This is a genomic window from Paenibacillus barcinonensis, assembly GCF_003217495.1.
Lineage (GTDB): Bacteria > Bacillota > Bacilli > Paenibacillales > Paenibacillaceae > Paenibacillus > Paenibacillus barcinonensis.
In genome coordinates this window covers 1-22,522 of sequence record NZ_QJSW01000037.1, presented here as the reverse complement: position 1 = coordinate 22,522, position 22,522 = coordinate 1, and the positions used below count along the sequence as shown (strand labels likewise).

Genomic DNA, 22,522 nt, shown 5'->3' with positions numbered 1-22,522 from the left:
GTACAGTGTGTACATGTAAGAGCTGAGCGCGAGCTCAGCTCATCAACACCATAGGGACGTATATAGGGAGGATAACGGAATGGGCAAGGACAAAGTAAGAATCGGTATCATCGGGGCCGGACGCATCGGCAAAATCCATGCAGACAACCTGCTGCGCAATCCGCTGGCAGAGATCGTAGCTATCAGTGATCTGTTTGCAGGACCTGAACTGGAGGCTTGGGCCTCTGAGCGCGGGATCTCTGTGGTAACCAAGGATAGCAGCGAGCTGATTGCAATGCCAAACATTGATGCAGTGTTGATCTGTTCCTCAACCGATACACATGTACCTTTGATTGAGCAAGCGGCTCAAGCGGGCAAGCATATTTTCTGCGAGAAGCCGGTCAGCATGGACTTGTCCCAGACAGAAGCGGCTGTAGCGGCTGTAGCGAAGGCTGGCGTGAAGCTCCAGATCGGATTTAACCGCCGTTTTGACCATAATTTCAAAAGAGTGCGTTCACATGTGCTGGAAGGCACCATCGGTGATCCGCATATCCTCAAGATCACTTCGCGTGACCCAAGCCCGCCACCTGCGGAGTACATCCGGGTATCTGGTGGAATCTTCATGGATATGATGATTCACGACTTTGATATGGCCCGTTACTTGTCAGGCAGTGAAGTGGAAGAAGTATATGCCAAAGGCAAGGTGCTCATTAATCCGGTGTTCGCAGAGCATGGCGATGTGGATACAGCAATTGTGACGTTAACATTTGCAAATGGAGCGATTGGTGTCATTGATAACAGTCGTCAGGCTGTGTACGGATACGATCAGCGTGTGGAAGTATTTGGATCGCTGGGCAGTGTGGCGGCAGATAATGATCATCCGAATACGGCTCTGATCAGCACAGCGGCTGGACTGATGCGTGATAAACCGCTGCACTTCTTCCTTGAACGCTACAACGAAGCTTATGTGCAGGAGACAGCACTGTTTATTGATGCGATTATTCAGGATAAGCCGGTAACTGTGGACGGGAATGATGCGGTACAGGCTGAGCGAATCGCTCTGGCAGCCAAGCTGTCTATGGAGCTCGGAAGACCAGTGAAGATGACCGAAGTCCAGGGTGCTCTGCAAGGCTCACAATCGGCGGCGCTGTAGCATCTGGCGAACAACGATATCTGTGTCATGCATCAGGTATATGAAACGAGCACTCGTAGTTGGATGATATGATGACAGGAGAACAAAGCACCACCAAATAACAGACGAATATGGAAGGAGTGAATGGCAGCATGTCAGAACTTATCGTTAAACCGGCCGTGAATCCGAAGGCAGACGGAACCGTGTTAACCGTAACTCCAGAGTCTGCTGGCTGGGAATATGTTGGATTTCAGGTGGCGAAGCTCGCAGCGGGGGAGAAACTAAGCCGGGAGAGTGGCGATCAGGAGCTTTGTATCGTGCTTCTGAGCGGACTTGCGAATGTGAGCACGCGTGAACAGACATGGGAGAATATCGGGAAACGAATGAGCGTTTTTGAAAAGATTCCTCCGTATTCCGTCTATGTCTCTTCATCAGATCAGGTGCAGGTTACTGCTCTTACTGATCTGGAGATCGCGATCTGTGCTGCACCGGGGAAGGGTACGTATCCTTCGCGTCTGATTGCACCTGAGGATGTGGGTGTAGAAGGGCGCGGTTATGGCAACCTGGAGCGGCATATTCATAACATTCTACCTGAGCAAAAAGAAGCAGACAGCCTGCTGGTCGTTGAAGTATTCACACCGGATGGCCACTGGTCGAGTTACCCGCCGCATAAACATGATCGGGATGCACTGCCGGATGAGTCCTTGCTGGAGGAGACGTATTATTTCCGTGTGCAGCCGGAGCAGGGCTTTGCTATTCAACGTGTCTATACCGATGACCGCTCTGTAGACGAGACACTTGCTGTGAGGAACGGTGAAGTGGTGCTTGTGCCGAACGGATATCATCCTGTAGGTGCGCCTCCAGGGTATGAGGTGTATTATCTCAATGTGATGGCAGGACCGACGCGGACGTGGAAGTTCCATAATGATCCTGATCATGAGTGGCTGTTTAAAAAGTAAAAGTAAAAAGTAAAAAGTAATTACCTCTTCACATTGCGTAAGCAGAATTCCCCCTTCATAATAAGAAGAGAATAATCATCTATGTATAATGAATTTATATATAGCACAAATGGGGAAAAACGATGAAAGCAACCATTTACGATATAGCACGCGAGGCGGGGGTATCCATTGCTACCGTCTCGCAAGTCATTAACGGCAAAGGCAAGATCAGCGAGAAACGCCGCGCCGAGATTATGGAGATTATGGAACGTCTGCACTATCAGCCGAGTGCGATTGCTGCTGCCCTGACGGGTAAGCAGACGTACACACTGGGTTTGCTCGTACCCGATATATCCAATCCTTATTTTGCCGAGCTTGCCCGGGCTGTGGAGGATCGCAGCCGCCAGCTAGGGTATAGCGTAGTCATCTGCAGTACGGATAACAAGGACGAGCGGGTAGAGCGATACCTTAATCTGTTGCAGCAAAAAAGAGTCGACGGCATGATGATCGGAACCGGGATTGATAATGCCGAGATTCTATCACCGCTACTGCAACAGTCTATGCCGGTTGCGCTGATTGCTCGCCATATGCCTGCACTGTCGGTGCATACAGTCACTATTGACGACAGGCTGGGCGGCACTTTGGCTGCACAGCATCTGCTTGAACTGGGACATACACGCTTGGCAGTCTTGTCAGAGCCATCTAAAGTTAGCAGCAGTCAGGAGCGGGTGCGGGGCTTCCGCGAAGCTCTTAATAAGGCAGGACATGTGCTGGAGCCAAGCCAGATTCGCGAATCGGCAGCAGATCTCGGTTCGGCCAAACAAGAGGCGTTAAGGCTGCTCGGTGAGCAGAACTATCCCACAGGCCTCTTCTGCTGTAATGATATCCAGGCAATTGGTGCACTTCAGGCGGCCAAAGAGCTAGGATTGCGTGTGCCGCGAGATGTATCCATTATCGGATTTGATAATACCATTCTCGCTTCCGTAACCAACCCACCGCTGACAACGGTTGCCCAGCCCATAGAGGATTTAGGCCGTCGCGCAGTGGATTTGCTTATCGACGAACTCAAGGATGGGCTGAAGGACGAACAGACAACTGCGCAGAAAATTGTACTCAAGCCAGAGATGGTTGTCCGTGATTCGGCAGGCGAAGCTCCGGCAGTTCGGGGCAAGCAAGCATAGATAACAAATAGACCTCAGCTCACCGCGTAGCGGAAGTTGGGGTCTATTTGTTATGTTATACGGCTAACTGCTGACGTATCATCTTGAACCTTCCAATCGGAATGTAGCGAGAGCGCCGCATTGGTGAGCAGCTTTCCTGCAGGCTATGCAGAGCACGTCGTATGCAGCTATACTTTAAACTTTTTCACCTCGGCTGCAAGTGTCTTCGATTGCTCTGCCAGTTCATTCGAACGCTCGGCGATGCTGGTGATGTAATTGAATTGCTCCTGTGTAGAGGAAGCCACCTCTTCCGTTGAAGCGGCGCTTTGCTCCGACATGGCAGCAACGCTGGAGATGATCTCGGCAACTTTACCTGCATTGTCGTCCAGTTCAGTAGTCGCTGAGGACACCTGCTTGAGCTGGCTCTCGATCCCGTCGATCGACTGCTTGATTCGGACAAAGGACTCGCGCATCTCGTGCACAGCAGCGACCTGCTGCTCGATTCCCTGCTCGGCTGCATGGACTTCACCCGCGCTCATGCCACTAGCTGTCTGAATTTCCTCGAGCAACACGATAATTTCTTTGGCCGAGTTCGCCGACTGTTCAGCAAGCTTGCGAACCTCCTCAGCTACGACAGCAAAGCCGCGCCCGTGTTCTCCGGCTCGTGCTGCTTCAATAGAGGCGTTCAGGGCCAATAGGTTGGTCTGGGAGGCGATGCCTTGAATCATAGCAACGATGCCCTCGATCTTCTGTGATTTGTCTGTCAGCAGTGTAATCGACTCACCCACCCGATCCATTGAATGACGGTTGCCATCCGCAAGCTCTACCTGGTGCTCAACAGCTTGCAGACCCGCAAGCATAGCTTCTCCGGCTTCGCGCATCATCACGACAGATTGCTCCACGCTACGATTGATGCCGCCAACATTGTCACTCATCTCTGTCAGTCGGCTGGAACCAGTGTAGACCGATTCGGCCTGCGTACTGGACCCTTGAGCCAGCTCGTCTGTTGCAATCGAGATCTGCTCTGCGATGCGTTTGGTGTTATCTGTATGCTCCTGCATCACTTCCGAGATGGTGTGGACCCGTTCAGCAGAGCCGCTTACTTGACGCAGCAGTGCACCGAGCTGATCAGACATCTGATTAAATGCGTTGCCCAGTTCAGCAAATTCATCCTTGCCTTTAACCTTGACTCGTCCTGTGAAGTCACCCTCAGACATTTGTATAGAGGTCTGGTGCAGTTGCTTCAACGGTTTGATGAACAGTGTAGCAACCCAGTAAGCCCAGGCCAGCACAACGAGCAGAGTTGCACCGATGATTAAAATATAATTGTTACGAAGCTCATAAAATTCCCCATATGCCAGCTTCTCGGTAATTACAGAACCGATAACCCACCCTGTGCTCGGAATCTGGTTGTAGAATAACAAGTAGTCTTCACCGTTATAATGAAACGATTGCTGCCCTGAAGCATGGTTCTGCATTTCTGCGAGCATCGGACTAAATTCGGGATTATCTTTGGCAGAGGTATTTACCATGTTAACGTCAGGATGAGCGAGAAGCAGTCCATGTTTGTCGATCAGAAAAGAATATCCAAGACCGTTCAGGTCAATTTTTTTGACCGTATCGGTTAAAGTGGAGAGTAGCAAATCTCCCGCCACCACGCCTTCTAGAACGCCTTCTTTGTTATGTACAGGCATCGCAATAGATACGGCGTATTCTTTGGACATCATATCCTGATACGGATCGGAGAAGCTTAACGCATCTGCCTTCTTGGCTTGTTCATACCATGGACGTTTACGAGAGTCATACCCGGCATCTGGCGACCAGTCTGAACCGTTCATGAAGGTACCATCTTTTTCCGAGCCAAAATATAAATCCGACAGATTCTCTTTATTGCTGCCTTGGTTCATAATGTTAAAATAATTCTCGGTCAGCGCCCCTTCGGGTACACCGTCTTCAATAACCAAACCCAATGTTTCAATGACCTTGGCATTACTGGAAAGCCATCCATCAAGCTGTTTGGCTGAGGAGGCCATGATGCCCTTCAGGGTAGAATTGACATTACGCGTAGCCTGCTTTTCTGTCTGAACCAAACCGACTAATGCGAGTGGTAATGCAGAGATCAACACAGCAGTCAGAAACATCATCATTAATTTGGGTTTCAGTTTCAATCCATTTCCCCCTCAGTATGCGAATCTCTCTGTTTTTGAAAATATTTTTGAAAATGCTCTGGCTTACCCAATATATCGTCATTTTGCATTGAAATATTAGCTGATTTACAAAAGAATGCATCAAAAATGAAGGACTTTATGCCTACAGTATGATGTAAGCGGATTTATAGCAGGGGGAGGAGATGCAGGATGAATGATGATGAGATTAGAGGAGGGGGCAGACAGTGAAAAAGGGCGCTCCCTTTACGGAACCCCCCCTTGATAATTTTGAAGACTAATATAAATATTTGGGTCCGTGTGATTTCAGTGTCATTCAACTAATTCAGCAGAAATGCCAATGCCTCATCATACGTTTCCCATTGAAATTCAGTCTGATGTTCTGACTCCCTGGAGATTCGATGCAGCTGCATTTTGGCTATGGCTCCGCCGACAGCTACACTTGCCCGCTTCATGCCAAGGTCTTTAAGAAGTTTTTGATGCTCGACAATTTTCTCCTTGGTATCTTGTGGAAAGGCTTTCATATGTATCATATTGACCAGTACATCAAATGAGTTGCCCAGTTGTGGAGCTATTTTCTCAATCTGCACATTAACGTGTTCAACCTGCTCTGGTGTCACAATCCCTTCCCAAGTAATCTCCAAAATGGGTTTCGCTGAATCCAAACGTCTGACCGGCATATAAGCAGCTCCTTATTCATTAGTTGAAGTATTGTATAAGTCTATTAGCCTATTAATTATACTATTTCCTACAATAAATGAACATGGAGTTCACATGATTGTAGTTCTTATGGACTATGAACTTCTATGGGAGTAAAATACAGGTAAAATCATCCTCTCTCAGATTAGATCATGTATGTCGGATTACAACGTAAATGGCATGCGTATACAAAAAAAACGCTCAGGATTAGATTCCTGAGCGGCCCTTATCTACGTTCCTTATCTACGTTCATTATGATTCTCTATGCCATAATGCATCAAGAGCTGGCTAGAGGCCAATCTTCAAGCTATCTCCTTCAGTAGCGATACCTTTGGAGCGAGTAATGCTGAGCTTCTGTTGTTCCGTGAATCCAAGAGTTTCTCCATCATGCAGTGTGATGTCATTATCGACCACGTAGGTCACAGTCATAAACATCATTTCATATACATCACTTAACGGCTTGGACGAACCAATAATCTCTATCTCATCTTTACCGAAGTTTCGCAGTCCGTATGTATATGCGGAAGTGCCTGTTTCGCTCTGATACAGGCCGATGAACACCCAGAGTAAGACAGGCCATTCATCGTCCTTGAGTCCTCGGCTCAGTTCTACATATTGTCCTGCCTCAACAACAAGCGGAGCCATGTAGATCGCGAGCGCATGATCGAGCTGTAGCAATGCCGAGGCTGTCCGAGTAAACAGGGCATATCCCTTCATTGCGTCCGTTGCATTCAGTACCGAGATGATGATCTGAGACTGATGCTTTGATGTCACCTGTTCGGCTTCGGGCCAGAGAATATTTAACTTGGCATTCTCTTCGACCTCCCGATTCGGAACAGGAGCAGCGATATGAGCACACACGACCTGCATCCCATCAACCTCAAAGAATAAGTTGCCTTCCTCGGCACGTTCATTAATGTGAATATCCCATTCCCGCTCCATGTTGCTAATAAAAAGCTCAAAATCACAGTCGTCCCGTTCCAGCAAAACAAAGCCGACAATGGTTTGACTATGATCTGTTCGCTGGGGCGCAGCGGCGATGGACTCAGCATTCTGCTTTTTGCGCCGACGTAGCTTGTCAAACAGTCCCATGATCTGTTCTCCTTCCTGCTTCCAGATTCATTCTGGTGATAGGTATGTTATGATACTTCATACTTTATCATATCAGAGATGTAAAGTCGCAGGTCGGCCCTGCTCTCAGGAAGTTACAGGAACAATACGAGCAGCAGAGCGATAATCGCAGGCAGACCCTGCTTGATAATGATGGAGCGCGAAGAAGTCGCCCCGCCGTAGAGAGCGGCAATAATGACACAGGCCAGGAAGAAAATCTGAATATGAAGCCCTACACTGGCATTCGGATACACAAGCCCCCAGATCAAACCTGCCGCGAGAAAGCCGTTATATAAGCCCTGGTTCGCTGCGAGAGATTTGGTGGAATTGGCAAATTCCTGTGTTGTGCCAAAGGTTTTCATCGTGCGTGGACTAGTCCACATGAACATTTCCATAATCATAATATAGATGTGTTCAATGGCTACAAGAGCAACAAAGATTGTTCCGATCAAAAGAAACACCCTGCTTTCTATGATGTAATTAATGTGACAAACAGTCAGTTCTATTATATAAGATTAGCATAAAGGTAGGAAATATCAAATTAATTTTTTGCAATTTAATTGTGTATAATTAATTAAAGTGTGTTTTCCAATCACTATTACTGCATGGAATGGGGATGATATCCCTATCAGGTTCTGCTAATAGTCAAAGGCTCATACATGGGGTAATGAATTACGTTGTGCAAATTTCAAATCAGAAGGGGAAGGTGTAGTGTGGGAACTGTTCAATTTGTTCTGCTGGCTGCTGATCCATCCACATTTGAGACAAGGGCTGTGCCCTTCATTGATATTGAACTTGCTGGAATTCCGGGGGATCGACACTATGGTTTGTTGAGACCGGCAGATTCCCGTCAAAAAATTTATAAACGTGGCACAATGATAGCGAATCGTAGGCAGATCAGCATGATCTCCGAGGAAGAGTGCACCTTGATTGCCGAGAAAATGAAAATTCCTGAGGTTCGCCCGGAGTGGCTTGGTGCCAACATACTGGTTCGAGGCATAGAGCGATTAACTGAGCTGCCTGCGGGAACACGTTTTCTATTTCCAGACGGGACCGGTCTGATCTGTGAAGGAGAGAACCTGCCTTGTGTACATCCGGGAAAAGTGATTGAACAGTTCTATGGACTGGATGGTTTACGCAAAAAATTCGTGCCAGCCGCCCGCAAAAAACGCGGTATCGTCTGTTCAGTTGAACGTGAGGGTGTCATCAACACAGGTGACACCATTGAAGTTGTACGCCTGCCGTAGCATCCCCGGCAGGCATATGTTGCATGGGCTGTCATTACAGACGGCTTCTGCCAGTATTTGCTGAAACAGCGTCAGACCATTGCATGTATTCTTCGGGGGTGCTGCCGATAATGGATTTAAAGTCCTTAATGAAGTGGGATTGATCATGGTATCCCAGGTCCTGCGATAACCTGCCTAAATCACAGGGGAAGCCGTGTTCTATGCATTCAGCCGCATTTTGAAGTCGATATAATTGAATGACTGTTTTGGGACTGAGGCCTACATACTGATTAAATAAACGCTGGAGCTTGCGTGTGTGCAGATTAAAGCGGGTGGATAGCTCGTCTACTCTCAATATATCCCGATTCTGCTCGATGTGCTGTACGATGTCATAGATCAGGTTTGCTTCCCGGTCTTCCGCGGGAAGGCATGCGGACAGTATCTGATCCATATGCTTAGCCTTCTCTTCAATTAAGATATCGCCTAGCAACACATCTTCAAGCGACGCAGCGCTGACACCTAGCAGGCGGGATACATCCATGGGTTTTCCATAGAGACCAGAAACGGGAGCCTGAAGGAAGGGAAAGAATCCTCCCGGTTTAAACTTCACCCCAAACACAAGGCCTTTACCGTGAATAGAGTAGGTAAATTTTCGGTCAGAAGGCCCGAAGAAAAAAGTTTTGTTTCGCTCGACCACCAGATTGACACAGGGATTGGGTATCACATGCTGAGGATAGGACTCACTGCCTGCAAAATTCCAAGAAACGATCCAGTAATGTCTGACAAAAGGTTGAAGTTCATCGGCTGGGAGCAACCGTGTCAATTGATATTGTAGCTGACCTTCATCTAGATGAAGTATTCCCAAAGAGGGAGTCATCTGCTGGCTTTTCCGTTTCATTACGGCGACCTCTCTTTCCTCATGGGCTGTGAACTAGTATTCAATTCTGCTTATTTCATTCTCCATTAGTATAACGGAAATTCTGTTGTTGTCGCGTTTTTACAATACATGACTTGGGTATAACGATAGGATAGCAATGAAGAAATCACTATTTACTAAGTCACATAAAAGGAGTGAATTCATGTGGAATTAAAATATGAATTTTATATCCATGCAGGAAGAGAAGAGGTATGGAATGCTCTTATTTCTCCTGATGGCACGCGCAGCAGCTTTTTTGGCAGTGAGCTTCGATCCAATTTTCAGCCCGGACAGCCATTTGCATATGTCGGCCCCGGAAATGATGGACAGGAAACCGTTCATGTCTACGGAGAGATTCTAGAGTTTGAACCTCTCTCCAGGCTTGCTTATCGTGAGCATCCGGGCCCTTCTTATTATGCCAATCATGGGGATCTTCAATCGAGAGTGCTCTTCCAGCTGGAGACTGTCGGAGAGTGCACTAAACTGACACTCACGAATGACGAGTTTACAGAAAACCATCCCTCATTTTCGAATGCACAGAATAGCTGGTGGATGATTCTAAGCAGCATCAAAACGTGGGTCGAGACAGGCAAAACCATGAATTTCGGAGGGTAGCGGTTAGTTGTGTTTTTGCGCAAAATTAAATTTCTGAAATTTGAACAAGTCACCTAACAACGTGATTTTTCGCTTATAGAGCGGGGGATTGCGTTTTTTTTTACATTTGTGACTTTAGCCCTACACTTATTGTCTGATCATGTCGAAATACATATTAAAATACCTTACCTAAGAGGGGATATAAAAAGATGTTTCTGAAACGTAGTGAAGCAACGAAATCAAGTCGTGTAGACTCGAACCAACAGTTATTGGAATTCAGTCGTCGCTTGCTTGAGAATGCGAAGAAAGGCTTTGTTTGGGAGAAGGAGAATGACGCTACTATTCAAGAGAATAATGAAATTCTGAAGAATATGCAGCAGGCCTTGCAATTGATGCAATCACAGCATGAGGCTATACATATGCGTCTTACCATGCTTAGTCAGGCGTTGAATGTGGGTTTATGGGAATCGGTGATGGTTGCGGGTGATCCGTTCGATAACAACAATTTGATTTCATTTTCAGATGAGTTTCGTCAGATGCTTGGTTACAGTAATTCAAAAGACTTTCCTAATATGCACGAGAGCTGGACTAAATCCGTTCATCCAGAAGACAGGCCTCATCTAGCACAGGAGATTATGAAACATGTGAGTAATCCGAGTGATAGAGTAGGATACAATGCGTTAAGTCGTATGGTTTTGAAGAGTGGGGAAGAGCGCTGGTTCAGATGCCTTGGCCAACTTGTGAGAGATGCTTCAGGTACTCCAATTAAATTAATCGGTGTGATGTTTGACATCCATGATGAGAAAAGCAAGTCTGACGAACTGGAAGCGCTTGTAACCCGTTACGATCTGGTTAATCGTGCGCTTGTAGAGGCACCATGGGATATGACGGTGGTTGCTGGAGACGTGGTGAATCCCAACAATGAATTCTGGTGGTCGCCGCAATTCCGCAGAGAACTCGGATTTCAGAATGAAGAGGATTTCCCGAATGTGTTCAGCAGCTGGAGCAGCCGGCTCCACCCGGAAGATCATGATCGCGTCATCAATGAGTTTGCCAAGCACATGAATGACTACAGCGGCAGAACGCCGTATGATCTTGATTACCGTTTGCAGCGAAAAAATGGGGAGTACCGCTGGTATCATGCCGGAGGTGAAACCATCCGTGACGAGAAGGGCGTTCCGCTTCGCGTGGCTGGAACCATACGTGACGTGACTCACCAGAAGAACAAAGAACAGATTGTCGAAGCTATGAATTTGAAAACAAAGCAATTGTCCGAGTCCATCGAAGAGATGGTGCGTGGCATTAACTCTATCACGGATCAGGCACAGGAACTGGTTAATGCACAGGAGTTATCCGCTGATGCCGCAACACAGGTTCGGAATAGTGTGGATGATACGAAGAGTATTACTGCGTTTATCCGAGAGATCGCCAGTCAAACGAACTTGCTAGGCTTAAATGCAGCAATTGAGGCAGCGCGTGCAGGTGAACTGGGTCTGGGATTCGGAGTGGTCGCCGGCGAAGTGCGGAAGTTGGCCGATCACAGCTCGGAGGCAACAGTTAACATTGAAGACAGCATGCAGAAGATGAAGACGCTGATTGACCATATTTTACAGCATATCGGCAACATGTCCACGTTGACTCAGAACCAGGCGGCGCTGACACAGCAGGTGAATGCTTCCATGGATGAGATTAATAACATGTCGCAAGATCTGGTGGACTTTTCGCGCAATCTGTAGAACAATTCAAGTTAAAATCAGGTTGTTTATAGAATAAAAACATTAAAAAACCACCCGAGTTAAACTCGCGGTGGTTTTTGACTTCATAACATGCTGCAGGACACGATGCGTATCAGCTTATTATACTTGCAGGACTTTGATCAGGTTGGTGTTACCGGATTGACCGATAGGCACACCGGCAGACAATACGATGATGTCACCTTTTTCAATATAACCTGTTTTGATCGCGTTGCGCGTTGCAGATTCAAACATTTCATCGGTTGTAGTTACTTTATCCCCCATAACCGGAATAACGCCGGAGAGCAGGCAGATTTTCGCGAGCACTTCTTCATGCTGAGTTACCGCGATGATCGGAGCTTTTGGACGATATTTCGAGATCATGCGAGCTGTGAAGCCACTCTCTGTGGAAGTGATAATCGCTTTTGCATTCAGCACGAGGGATGAGCTTACCGCCCCTTGACTGATGACTTCGGTAATATCAGCTACTTGCTGTGCTGATTTTTGATCAAATTGCTCTTTATAATCAATCATCGTTTCCGCACGGCGTGCAACTGCTGCCATCGTACGAACGGATTGGATCGGATATTTACCCGCAGCAGATTCGCCGGACAACATAACCACGTCTGCACCTTGTAGCACGGCATTAGCCACGTCACTTACTTCAGAGCGTGTTGGACGAGGGTTTACTTGCATGGACTCCAGCATATGTGTAGCAACGATAACCGGTTTGCCGGCTTTGTTACATTTATCAATCATTTCTTTCTGCATCATTGGTACATCTTCGATAGGTACTTCTACCCCGAGGTCACCACGTGCAACCATGATACCGTCGGATGCTTCGATAATATCGTCAAGGTTGGTCATACCTTCCTCGTTCTCAATCTTGGAGATGATCTGTACATGCTCCTGACCGCGTTCTTTCAAAATGCTGCGGATTTCACGGATGTCATCGCCTTTACGAACGAAGGAAGCAGCGATAATCTCGATGTTGTTCTCGATCCCGAATCCAATGTGCATAACGTCACGTTCAGTTACACCCGGCAGAGTAGTTTTGATACCTGGCAGGTTCACACCTTTGCGTGGCTTCAAGATGCCGCCGCTAATGATTTTACAGTGAATCTCCGAGCCTTCAACAGACAATACCGTCAGATCCACCAGACCGTCGTCGATCAGGATGCGATCCCCTGGTTTAACAACCAGATTCAGTTCCGGGTAGTTTACGGAGATGCGGTCCACGTCGCCGAGAACATCCTCAGTTGTCAGCGTCAGCTCTTTCCCAGCCTGAAGGTGAACAGAAGCTTCTTTTAATTTACCGATACGAACCTCAGGTCCTTTAATGTCCATCATGATCGGTATATATTTGTTTAATTCAGCCGCTGCTGTACGAATATTGTTAATCCGGTTTACGTGATCCTCCAGCTCCCCATGAGCCATGTTCAAACGTGCCACGGTCATGCCTTCCTGAATCATTACTTTCAACGTTTCGATTGAGTCACAAGCAGGTCCCATTGTACAGATAATTTTGGTTTTCAACATGCTGATATCCTCCTCATATTTAGTGCTTATGTGTACATTGTAGCGTTTTCTGTCGAATCAAGATATGAACTATAGTACAATGATTGGAGTATAGTCCGATAACGAGGTGTTAAATGGTTATTCCACTTGAAGTCGTTCATATTAATGGTGTTGGCTGGTATGAAGAAGCCGCTCAGCCACAAGGAATTTGGCGTCTTAGTCTGGTTACCTATGGAAAATGTGTATATTGGGTGAACGGTGATAAACAGATCATGCAAAAGGGAGAATTGTTGCTAATTCCGGGCGGGGTACCGTATTACGGCAAAAGCATTCCCACGGTTACGCATACACAGATTGTTATTTTATTGCAGCAGGATGAGGCTGGAGGGCTACCCGCACTCGAACAGCATCATGCCTTATGGCACAGACCTGGCTGCTACGAACTGCTCCATCAGCGAATGAAATCCATCCAGCAGCAATGGGAAGAGCGTCCTTCTTATTATGTCATGATGAGCCAAGCCTTATTGATGGAAGTGCTGATTTATATTAATCGTGAGCTTGATCGCGGAGTTATTTCACCGGAGAAGCATCGGTACGTGGAGCGGATGAAACGATACATCGAACAGCATTACCGGGAAAAAGTAACGAAGGAAGAGCTGGGAGATGAGATTGGCAAGTCACCCAACTATGCGGCTGCATTGTTCAAAAGCATAACGAATCAGACGATTAGCGAATACGTCCATAATCAGCGGATGAAAAGGGCATTGTACCTGCTGACTGAGTCGCAGCTCTCCATCCAGGAGATTGCCGAATTTCTCGGTTATCGGGATCTGTCTTATTTTTACCGTGTATTCAAGCGACTTATGGGCAGTCCACCATCGGATTTGTTGCAGGAACGTCCGCCTATAGTTTGAAGGTATAACAAAAAAAGAGGGCAACAGCCCTCTTTTTTTGTATGCTCCACCTCTATAATCAGTTATACGTTCATGCTCGATCCATGAATCAACTTCATGTACAGAGTGTTTCCTAGGCATTGCGGCTTGGCTGCTGCGTTGCTCTGAGTGGCTGCTTGCTTTTCCCCCGGGCGTAACCCATACGTTTGGCACAAACATGCACAGTCCAATAGGCTGCTTCCGCAAACATAATACCACCCACGACATCAAGCAGAGAATGCTGCTTCACAAATACGGTGGAAGCAATAATGAGCCACATCCAGACCGACCCGATGATTTTTACTGCAGGTTTGGCGTCCAGATGTCGGTTGATAATGATAAATAACAAGTAGCTTGTAAGGCAATGAACACTTGGAAAGCAGTTTACGGGCGCGTCATTGGCATAGATAAATTGAACGAGCATGCTGCTGATATCTGTTCCGCTCACTTCCGGGCGAGGAACGTGCGAAGGGAACACGACAAAGCATATATTGGCAGCCATCACTCCGACGTTATACGTAAGAATGGTGCGCCAGAACAAGGATTTGTTTGTAAGACCCAGATAGAGAAAGCTTAGATACAGAATTGGCATCCAGCTAACATACGGAATAATAAATTCTTTAATGAACGGAATCTGTGTGTCAATCCAGGCATAATTATAGAAAATATCGTCACCTGCTTGACTGCCCAGGAACATGTAGATAGACCCTTGTAGTGGTATACATAGAATAGCTAACAAATGTCCCCAGCGTTGAAAGAATGCTTTCATAAAATCCTCCCTGATCTAGTATGCTGTATAACACATCGTTACCGGAGCTATATTTATAAGACGCTCCTCAGAGACAGCGCCCCTTCACTTCAATCGTTTAAATCTTAAGTAATACTATAATGGACAGATAAAGGGATAAGCCATACCCGATTTTATGGGAAATTGGACATGCATAAGTCTCTTTTTTGTTACTTTTATACATATATCCACATGGATACATCTATCTTCTGAGCATGTGATATGACGATATTGGCACACAACTTCGTCTGACAACCACTGAGTTATCATCTGGTAATACTGTCCCATAGATCGAATGTAAACAGCATAGCATGGGGATTTTCTCATAGCTAAAGGTTCCGAATTGGTTATGCCCGGTATTATATTCCGTTTACCCACCAAGGGTACACTTCTTTATGGTGCTTTCATCGTTCCGATAGAGCATCTGAGCGTGAAGGTGTGCCATTTCATTTTCCAAGTTATGTTTCATCTCCCGATTTTCCCGCCTCATTCATTGTCGTGGTATACTCAGTAAGATGAGAAGTCATGCAAGGGATGTGTGATGAACCTCTACCTACAGATGAACGGCAGGTGAGATGATGGAAAAGACAGCTCAGGATGTTGCTGAATGGATGGTCGGTGAGATTAAGTTTACAGGCACGCTTCGCCAGGAGACAGCTATAGAATATGTAAGAGCGAATTTCGGAGAACAGTTTGTTTTTGTTAACGAAAATGGTAATGCATCCTTGTCCAAAGAGGTGAAAAAGGCATTTCGCAAGCTTCACGGCGGGCGTGTAGCCTGGGATCGTGATGCTTTTATGTGGGCATGGACCTAGTTCATCTATTGTCTGTAGTTGGCTAAATTCTGTAGTTGGTGTGCGACTATGATGGGTATGCAAGAACAGAACATTTTTGCAAACCATGTATAAGTTGGAATGGAACTGCATATCCTTTCATAAGACCGCGTATCGTTAGATGCCCTCTGTGGTGGCATCGCAGATCATTTTCTAGTAATTTCAATAAACATGTATTTCCAAAGCTGTTTGAAAAGAAAATACAAAGGTTTGCTTTTTATATGGATTAGCGTTATAATAAGAAACAAGTTGTACAGAGTGGAAAACCTAATTCACATATTGTAAAGGGCGATCACTTATACTTTATGACTGGTACCTTTTTCAATGTGTGAATTTTTATTTGCTTGCTGCAAAGAACAAAGGAACATGTTAATCTTTATTTGGAGGTGTAATTCACATGCAAAACGGAACAGTAAAATGGTTCAACGCTGATAAAGGCTTCGGTTTCATCGAAGTTGAAGGCGGAGAAGATGTATTCGTACACTTCAGCGCTATTACAGGCGAAGGCTTCAAAACGCTGGACGAAGGTCAACGCGTGCAATTTAAAATTGTACAAGGAAACCGTGGTCCTCAAGCAGAAGAAGTTGTAAAACTGTAATTAAAGCATAGCTGCCTTTAACATGTTATAATGGTAAAGGCAGCTTCTTTTTTTGGACATAGATGAAAGTTGGCCCAACCGTTGTCGAGGCAGAAGTTCGGCGGATGTTACACTTCCGCTAAGCAGTGGCTTTTGTGAAATAACGTCAGTAAGATGTGTTTCCATAACAAAGGGGGTAGAAGTCATGTATAATCGCAAAAAACCGATGGAAGAAATCCCACAGGCTGATGCAGCAATTTGGGAATGTACGAGTGATACGTGCAAGGGATGGATGCGGGACAATTTCGCGTTTGATAACGTGCCTACTTGTCCGATATGTGCTTCTGAGATGGTCAGTACGACTAGGATGCTGCCATTGCTTGAAAATTCGAATAGCAATCTCAAAACGATGCCTAAAGGAAATCGGATTTAATATAGCATGCCCGCCTCTCGCGAGGTGTTTTTTTTTAGATATATGTACACCTGAATCAGAGGTGCGGAATGAAATATAAAGTTGCTGGCATTCGTTGATGACGGATGCTTTTTTGTTACCAAAAAAGAACCTCTTTTTGTTCATTATTGAACAATAAAGAGGTTTTTTTGCCGTTATACTTGCAAGAGCTCTATAATCAAGATCTTAAATGAATAAGAACGGAAGAAGGAACAATGTTGCAATCAGGGCAATTTCATAACCAGCTCCGTATCCATAACCGTATCCACCATATGGGTAACCCCCATAGGCTGATGATTTGGCTTTTTTGGCTGAGGCTAGTTTCTTTGTACTTACTCTGCGAAGCTGCTGCTTGGATTGGACAGCGGACAGGCGCGGACCCTGAAAGCATCCATTCAAGTACACCTTTCCATCTTGGCAGCCTCCAAGTGTGCCATACATATGTTTGCCGTCTTTCATGACCAGACAGACAGGGCGTCCCACATGCGGTGACAAGGTTTCTTCACATACCGGATGAATTCTGTGCATGCATATCCCCCTCAATATTGCGGTTTGCCGCTTGAAATCAACGGTTTCTATATCATAGTAGAAATAGAGTCAATTGGTATGGACGAGTACCCGGATTTTGACATAGTCAGGCGCCGTTTTTAGTTCTGCTCCATAGACTGGAGGGAAGGGGAAGGAGGAGAAGGCGTGGACTATCATGATCTGCTGGCTCGGCTAGGAGAAGGAAGTGCGCATCCTGGCGGTTTCTCGGCAACATTGCAGCTTCTTGACTCGCTTTCGCTGCCTGCCGGTGCTCATATTCTGGAGGTTGGATGTGGCACTGGAAGGACGGCATGTCATCTGGCCCATCAGGGACACCGGGTAACTGCGATTGATCTGCATCGTCATATGCTGGATAAGGCGGTGAGACGTGCGCGCAAGGAGCGGGTGGATGTACGTTTCATACAAGCAGATGCCACCGCATTGCCTCTGCCGAATCATCAGGTGGATGTTGTGTTTATTGAGTCGGTGACGATCTTTACACCCTGGCGTAAGACACTTGCTGAGTATGCAAGAGTGTTGAAGCCTGGAGGATTACTGGTGGATCGGGAAATGGTTCTCTCAGGAAGGAAAACGGAGCTGATGAGCCGCAGGTTGAGGCAATTCTATGGTATACGAACACTGGCGACCGCAGGGGCGTGGAAGAAAAGACTGAGGGGAAGTGGATTCTCTCAGGTTCAAGTGAAGGAGCATTCACGTACGATGGGCAAGTGGGGCGTGGACCATGATCCTTTGCGTGAGATGGATATGAACTGGCTGGAGGATGAAAGAATACAGCGCATGAGTCGGACCAATGACAGATTGCTGCTGAAATACGGGAAGAGACTAGGATACGCCGTATTCATAGCGAGAACTCCGGTCGATTTAGGCCCCGAATAATAAATGAAAGGCAGCCCGTAATCAGCATGATGTGAGCTGCCTTTCATTTATTTGTTTGATGTTTGTGAGCGCGTACGGTAAGTGTAACCGGAGGTCATTACATATACACATGTTAAAGCATATCGTTATCAATAATGCGCCAGTGATGTTTAAGTAGTGCTTCAAGCTGAGATTTATCCTTCGCACGAAAAGCACCCAGAATCTGTCGGTGCTCTTCGTTGACTTCATGCAGCACCTCGGATAGTTTCGGTTTGTTATCACTGACGTAAGATTGCCTTATGAAGCTGTTCTTGAGAGTATTTAACATTTCAATAACGGTGGCATTGCCGCAGCGCTGAATGTAGAGGTTATGAAACAGATACTGATTTTTGCTGTATGCGCCCAGATCAAGTTGACTGATATCTTCATCCATTCGAGCAATCAAGGCTTCCATCTCCAGCAGTTCAGACGGCTTGAGCTGATCAACAGCTAGTGTAGCGGCCAGAGCCTCCAGTACACCAATGGCCTGTGAGAATTCGAGCTTCTTGCTTGTGTCAAAAGGAGCAACAATAAATCCCCTGCGTGGGATATATTGTAGCAGATTGTCAGAGGTGAGCTGAAATAAAGCTTCCCGTGTAGGGGTGCGGCTGATGTCGAGCTTTTTGCAAATCTCGGCCTCGTTAATCTTCTGGTTGGGAAGCAAGGTCCCGTCCTGAATTTTCTGGGCGATGTAATCATAAACATGATCTTTCAAGGACCGATATTTTGGTACCTCCATACCAAACTCTCCCTTCTGTATGTATAGTGGTATAGAATGGCTGGAAAGCCATACAGGGCACGCCGCTCGGGGTGTTTCAGGTTTTAATTATCTTAACATCGAGGGGGGAGTTGGGCAAGCAAGTTCATTTTCCAGTATCAAGAGAGTATGAAGGGAATGAAGAAACATTTTATGGATTAATCATATAAAAATTGTTCATAAAAGCGTTGTCAATTACATACAGGTTTTGCTAGTATTATGAGTACAACAACGTATATCATATTATGAATATTGTATACAAAAATGCAGATTGCTAAGCTTGGTGACCCATTGATGCGTCGTATGAAGCGTTAATTTCCCAGGCAAGTTCTTGTTTCTGTTTATATGTTTGTTGGTTCACAGTGATGCAGATGAGGGCATTTGCGGAAAAAGAGGAATGAAGTCGTAAATGCGAGTCAGCTCGCATACATTGGTATTGTATTTTGTATACAATATTATGCGGAAGGTTGTGAAGGCATGTCGGATACCGAAATGTTCATTCAATGGTCGGAGACGTACGCGGCGCCTAACTACCATCCACTTCCTATCGTGATTGAACGGGCAGAGGGAGTGTGGGTGGAGGACCCGGAAGGACGTCGCTATATGGATATGTTAAGTGCGTATTCAGCTTTGAATCATGGGCACAGACACCCTGTTATCATTCAAGCGTTGAAGGAGCAGGCAGATCAGGTTACCTTGACATCAAGAGCATTTCACAGCCATGCTGCGGCCATTTTCTATAAGCGGCTCTCTGCATTTACCGGTAAATCCAAAATATTAGCAATGAACACAGGGGCAGAAGCGGTCGAGACAGCCTTAAAGGCTGTACGAAGATGGGCATACCGATGTAAGGGTGTACCTGAGAATCAGGCTGAAATAATTGTATGTTCAGGCAATTTTCATGGCAGAACACTGACTGTCACTTCTTTCTCTTCATCTCCAGAGTATAAAAAGGACTTTGGGCCGTTTACACCTGGGTTTCGCATCATTCCTTATGGTGATTTGGAGGCTTTGCAACAAGCAATCACACCGCATACGGCTGGTTTTCTTGTAGAGCCGATTCAAGGGGAGGCGGGCATCATCATACCGCCAGAAGGATATCTGGCAAAAGCATTTGCAATATGCAGACAAAACCAGATTCTTACGATGGCAGATGAGATTCAGACCGGCTTTGGAAGAACAGGTCGCAGATTTGCTACAGATTGGGAACAGGTCGAGCCAGACATATGGATCATGGGCAAAGCGCTTGGCGGCGGGGTAATGCCCATCTCGGCCGTTGCTGCCGAGGGAGAAATTCTTGATTTATTCGAACCTGGATCACATGGTTCTACGTTTGGAGGTAATCCACTTGCCTGTGCGGTGGCGGTTGCCGCTCTGGATGTTCTGGAAGATGAGAAGCTTGCAGAGCGGTCAGAGCGTCTGGGGAATTATTTTATGAAACAGCTTCAAGGGATTCGCAGTTCAGTCATTCACAATATTCGGGGGAAAGGTTTGTTTATTGGGGTTGAGTTACAAGGTTCTGCAAGACCTTATTGCGAACGATTGATGTCTGCCGGTTTGTTATGCAAGGAAACTCATGAAACGACGATTCGCTTCGCACCCCCGCTAACGATCAAAGAGTCGGAGATTGACTGGGCCATAGAAGTAATCAGAGAGGTATTATGTGACGCATAACGGCATTGGCTGATCAGGAATGAATAGCATTCAACCATGATGATAGAAGGAGCTGGTACTCATGAAGAATGAGCACATCCCGGTCGCAGGAGACCTTGCAAAGCAAGCGAAAAATGTCCATCAGGTTCCCAAAGCATCCAGCCATAGCAAGGAAATTGCCGTGATTAAGGTGCCTTTCGGATTAGCTGGTGCGAGAAACGGCGCTGAACTGGCCCCGGATGAGCTTATCACTGCCGGGCTGAAGCGGGAAATCTTGAGTCTGGGTTATCGACTGAACAGAGAAGTGCGTGTAGACTGTCCGTCCCAGCCGGCCAGCGTCCCTGCACGTCGCCAAACGGGGAAGCATTTAAATGAAGTTCAGCAGGTAAGTGAAAAGGTGTGTCATGAAGTTTCGAGTGCTTTGCACGAAGGGGTCTTCCCGCTTGTGCTTGGTGGGGATCATAGTGTGGGGATTGGTACTCTGGCTGGCTTAACAGCATATTATTCGAATCTGGGCGTGATCTGGTTTGATGCACATGCAGACCTGAATACAGAGGAGCATAGCTTGACGGGCAATATGCATGGAATGAGTCTGGCTGCTGGTTTGGGTCATTCAACATTCAACCTGTCGAAGATTAAAGGCGCAGGCTCTTTCATTAATCCATCCAAACTTGTCTATATCGGGCTTCGTGATCTGGATCAATATGAGAAGGAACAAATACGGGCATTAGGCATTCGTGCATTCACGATGCATGATATCGACCGATTGGGTATGAAACAGGTTATAGATCAGGCGATCAATATTGCTGGGAGTGGAACCGAGGGTATTCATGTCAGCTTTGATATGGATTGCCTTGATCCGCGTGAGGCACCTGGAGTAGGGACACCTGTACCGGGAGGGCTGAGCTACCGTGAAGCGCATTTTGCAATGGAGTGTCTAGCTTTGTCCAATCATGTTGTATCTATGGAACTGGTTGAGGTGAATCCACTATTGGATCAGAACAGGCATACGGCGAGACTGGGGGTTGGATTGATCGCATCTGTATTAGGTAAAACAATTCTATAGAAGAAAGTGTGTTTATCGAGGTGCTTTTGAAGAGAGAATCCGCTTGATAAAGAGTAACGCAGGGGAGCAAAGGCATATACGGAAATGTAATGCTGTATGATGCGTGCGACTTCCCTGCTAGTTATATGAGGGAGGGGGTATAAAAGCTGATGGGTATAAGAGGTTAGGGACAGGGTGCTTGATAATAGTCGTTGGATATCCGGATTGGAAAGCACAGAGAGATGTCGAGCAGGACGAGCTTTGGGGTATAAGAAGAGTAACTTTAATAAGCTTAATAATTTTTGAAAAAAAGACTTGCATTATAAATATCAACATGGTATATTCTAATTCCGGCCAAGAAAACACGGTTTACACGGTGCGGCAAGCAGCTTAATAAAAAGCTTCGAAAGAAACTTAAAAAAAGAGCTTGCAAAGTTGGTTCGGACATGATAAGATATAAGAGTTGCTGAAGCGAACAAGCGATGGTGACAAAACGAAGTTTGATCTTTGAAAACTGAACAACGAGTGAGTAATCATTCTGCTTGCAGAATGAACGTGAAGGTTTTTGATACAAGTCATCTGGCTGTATGAAAACTGGAACAACAATGAGATTAACAATCTCGTCAGATTCAAAATGAGCTTATCGCTCTTTTCGATACACCGATGAGTTGCACAGCGTTGAACGACGCTGCGAAATTCATCTTTATTGGAGAGTTTGATCCTGGCTCAGGACGAACGCTGGCGGCATGCCTAATACATGCAAGTCGAGCGGACTTGAAGAGAAGCTTGCTTCTCTGATAGTTAGCGGCGGACGGGTGAGTAACACGTAGGCAACCTGCCCTCAAGCTTGGGACAACTACCGGAAACGGTAGCT

At 46.3% G+C, this 22,522-nt stretch carries 22 protein-coding genes and 1 rRNA gene; 14 read left to right on the top strand and 9 right to left on the bottom strand.

Going from position 1 to position 22,522, the window contains the following annotated elements:
• The first annotated feature begins 79 nt into the window (after positions 1 to 79).
• From iolG to DFQ00_RS27710, 3 genes are all read left to right on the top strand, one after another.
• Positions 80 to 1,132 carry an inositol 2-dehydrogenase gene (gene iolG, locus DFQ00_RS27720; protein WP_110899656.1) on the top strand — a complete coding sequence of 351 codons (1,053 nt, stop codon included), beginning with the start codon at positions 80 to 82 and terminating at the stop codon, positions 1,130 to 1,132.
• 131 nt (positions 1,133 to 1,263) lie between these two features.
• On the top strand, positions 1,264 to 2,070 hold the full coding sequence (gene iolB / locus DFQ00_RS27715) for a 5-deoxy-glucuronate isomerase (RefSeq protein WP_110899662.1): 807 nt from the start codon (positions 1,264 to 1,266) through the stop codon (positions 2,068 to 2,070).
• 122 nt (positions 2,071 to 2,192) lie between these two features.
• Positions 2,193 to 3,230 (top strand): LacI family DNA-binding transcriptional regulator, encoded by a 1,038-nt coding sequence (locus DFQ00_RS27710; RefSeq protein WP_110899655.1) that lies wholly within the window; start codon positions 2,193 to 2,195, stop codon positions 3,228 to 3,230.
• A 167-nt stretch (positions 3,231 to 3,397) separates the two neighbouring features.
• Here DFQ00_RS27710 and DFQ00_RS27705 read toward each other — a convergent pair whose 3' ends face one another.
• The 4 genes from DFQ00_RS27705 to DFQ00_RS27690 form a co-directional block, all read right to left on the bottom strand.
• Positions 3,398 to 5,377, bottom strand: coding sequence for a methyl-accepting chemotaxis protein (locus DFQ00_RS27705; protein ID WP_110899654.1), 1,980 nt, complete (start codon positions 5,375 to 5,377; stop codon positions 3,398 to 3,400).
• A 317-nt stretch (positions 5,378 to 5,694) separates the two neighbouring features.
• Positions 5,695 to 6,054, bottom strand: coding sequence for a hypothetical protein (locus DFQ00_RS27700; protein ID WP_110899653.1), 360 nt, complete (start codon positions 6,052 to 6,054; stop codon positions 5,695 to 5,697).
• Positions 6,055 to 6,361: 307 nt separating this feature from the next.
• A complete protein-coding gene (locus DFQ00_RS27695) occupies positions 6,362 to 7,165 on the bottom strand; it encodes a DUF4261 domain-containing protein (protein WP_110899652.1) in 804 nt (267 codons plus the stop codon).
• A gap of 113 nt (positions 7,166 to 7,278) precedes the next feature.
• On the bottom strand, positions 7,279 to 7,635 hold the full coding sequence (locus tag DFQ00_RS27690; protein WP_167433865.1) for a DUF1304 domain-containing protein: 357 nt from the start codon (positions 7,633 to 7,635) through the stop codon (positions 7,279 to 7,281).
• A gap of 261 nt (positions 7,636 to 7,896) precedes the next feature.
• Between DFQ00_RS27690 and DFQ00_RS27685 the strand changes: the two genes are divergently transcribed.
• On the top strand, positions 7,897 to 8,430 hold the full coding sequence (locus DFQ00_RS27685) for an MOSC domain-containing protein (RefSeq protein WP_110899650.1): 534 nt from the start codon (positions 7,897 to 7,899) through the stop codon (positions 8,428 to 8,430).
• A 34-nt stretch (positions 8,431 to 8,464) separates the two neighbouring features.
• Here the strand turns inward: DFQ00_RS27685 and DFQ00_RS27680 are convergent, their stop codons facing one another.
• Positions 8,465 to 9,307, bottom strand: a complete 843-nt coding sequence (locus DFQ00_RS27680; protein ID WP_244214014.1) for an AraC family transcriptional regulator — start codon at positions 9,305 to 9,307, stop codon at positions 8,465 to 8,467.
• 183 nt (positions 9,308 to 9,490) lie between these two features.
• Between DFQ00_RS27680 and DFQ00_RS27675 the strand changes: the two genes are divergently transcribed.
• Positions 9,491 to 9,940, top strand: coding sequence for an SRPBCC family protein (locus tag DFQ00_RS27675; protein WP_110899649.1), 450 nt, complete (start codon positions 9,491 to 9,493; stop codon positions 9,938 to 9,940).
• A 188-nt stretch (positions 9,941 to 10,128) separates the two neighbouring features.
• Positions 10,129 to 11,655: a methyl-accepting chemotaxis protein gene (locus DFQ00_RS30240; RefSeq protein WP_110899648.1), complete on the top strand. Its 1,527-nt coding sequence runs from the start codon at positions 10,129 to 10,131 to the stop codon at positions 11,653 to 11,655.
• A 120-nt stretch (positions 11,656 to 11,775) separates the two neighbouring features.
• On the opposite strand, the gene pyk is transcribed toward DFQ00_RS30240, so the two are convergent.
• On the bottom strand, positions 11,776 to 13,191 hold the full coding sequence (gene pyk, locus DFQ00_RS27665; protein WP_110899647.1) for a pyruvate kinase: 1,416 nt from the start codon (positions 13,189 to 13,191) through the stop codon (positions 11,776 to 11,778).
• 113 nt (positions 13,192 to 13,304) lie between these two features.
• Between pyk and DFQ00_RS27660 the strand changes: the two genes are divergently transcribed.
• Entirely contained in the window at positions 13,305 to 14,084 is a 780-nt protein-coding gene (locus DFQ00_RS27660) for a helix-turn-helix transcriptional regulator (protein WP_110899646.1), read from the top strand.
• A 112-nt stretch (positions 14,085 to 14,196) separates the two neighbouring features.
• On the opposite strand, the gene DFQ00_RS27655 is transcribed toward DFQ00_RS27660, so the two are convergent.
• Positions 14,197 to 14,871, bottom strand: coding sequence for a phosphatase PAP2 family protein (locus DFQ00_RS27655; protein WP_110899645.1), 675 nt, complete (start codon positions 14,869 to 14,871; stop codon positions 14,197 to 14,199).
• A 596-nt stretch (positions 14,872 to 15,467) separates the two neighbouring features.
• On the opposite strand from DFQ00_RS27655, the gene DFQ00_RS27650 reads away from it, so the two are divergent.
• The 3 genes from DFQ00_RS27650 to DFQ00_RS27640 all read left to right on the top strand — a co-directional run bounded on the left by DFQ00_RS27650 (position 15,468) and on the right by DFQ00_RS27640 (position 16,732).
• Positions 15,468 to 15,704, top strand: coding sequence for a DUF6953 family protein (locus tag DFQ00_RS27650; RefSeq protein ID WP_110899644.1), 237 nt, complete (start codon positions 15,468 to 15,470; stop codon positions 15,702 to 15,704).
• A 415-nt stretch (positions 15,705 to 16,119) separates the two neighbouring features.
• A complete protein-coding gene (locus DFQ00_RS27645; RefSeq protein ID WP_024633772.1) occupies positions 16,120 to 16,320 on the top strand; it encodes a cold-shock protein in 201 nt (66 codons plus the stop codon).
• A 184-nt stretch (positions 16,321 to 16,504) separates the two neighbouring features.
• Entirely contained in the window at positions 16,505 to 16,732 is a 228-nt protein-coding gene (locus tag DFQ00_RS27640; RefSeq protein ID WP_110899643.1) for a cold-shock protein, read from the top strand.
• Positions 16,733 to 16,936: 204 nt separating this feature from the next.
• Here DFQ00_RS27640 and DFQ00_RS27635 read toward each other — a convergent pair whose 3' ends face one another.
• The gene (locus tag DFQ00_RS27635) at positions 16,937 to 17,278 is read right to left on the bottom strand and encodes a hypothetical protein (protein WP_110899642.1); all 342 of its coding nucleotides are present in this window, start codon (positions 17,276 to 17,278) and stop codon (positions 16,937 to 16,939) included.
• 165 nt (positions 17,279 to 17,443) lie between these two features.
• Here DFQ00_RS27635 and DFQ00_RS27630 point away from each other — a divergent pair, with 165 nt between their 5' ends.
• Positions 17,444 to 18,175: a class I SAM-dependent methyltransferase gene (locus tag DFQ00_RS27630; RefSeq protein ID WP_167433864.1), complete on the top strand. Its 732-nt coding sequence runs from the start codon at positions 17,444 to 17,446 to the stop codon at positions 18,173 to 18,175.
• Between the two features lie 112 nt (positions 18,176 to 18,287).
• On the opposite strand, the gene DFQ00_RS27625 is transcribed toward DFQ00_RS27630, so the two are convergent.
• Entirely contained in the window at positions 18,288 to 18,932 is a 645-nt protein-coding gene (locus DFQ00_RS27625; RefSeq protein WP_110899640.1) for a GntR family transcriptional regulator, read from the bottom strand.
• Positions 18,933 to 19,427: 495 nt separating this feature from the next.
• On the opposite strand from DFQ00_RS27625, the gene DFQ00_RS27620 reads away from it, so the two are divergent.
• The 3 genes from DFQ00_RS27620 to DFQ00_RS27605 all read left to right on the top strand — a co-directional run.
• Complete coding sequence (locus tag DFQ00_RS27620) at positions 19,428 to 20,624, top strand: ornithine--oxo-acid transaminase (protein WP_110899639.1); 1,197 nt, start codon at positions 19,428 to 19,430, stop codon at positions 20,622 to 20,624.
• 61 nt (positions 20,625 to 20,685) lie between these two features.
• Positions 20,686 to 21,669 (top strand): arginase, encoded by a 984-nt coding sequence (gene rocF / locus DFQ00_RS27615; protein WP_110899638.1) that lies wholly within the window; start codon positions 20,686 to 20,688, stop codon positions 21,667 to 21,669.
• A 682-nt stretch (positions 21,670 to 22,351) separates the two neighbouring features.
• Positions 22,352 to 22,522, top strand: a 16S ribosomal RNA gene (locus DFQ00_RS27605); the annotation flags it as partial.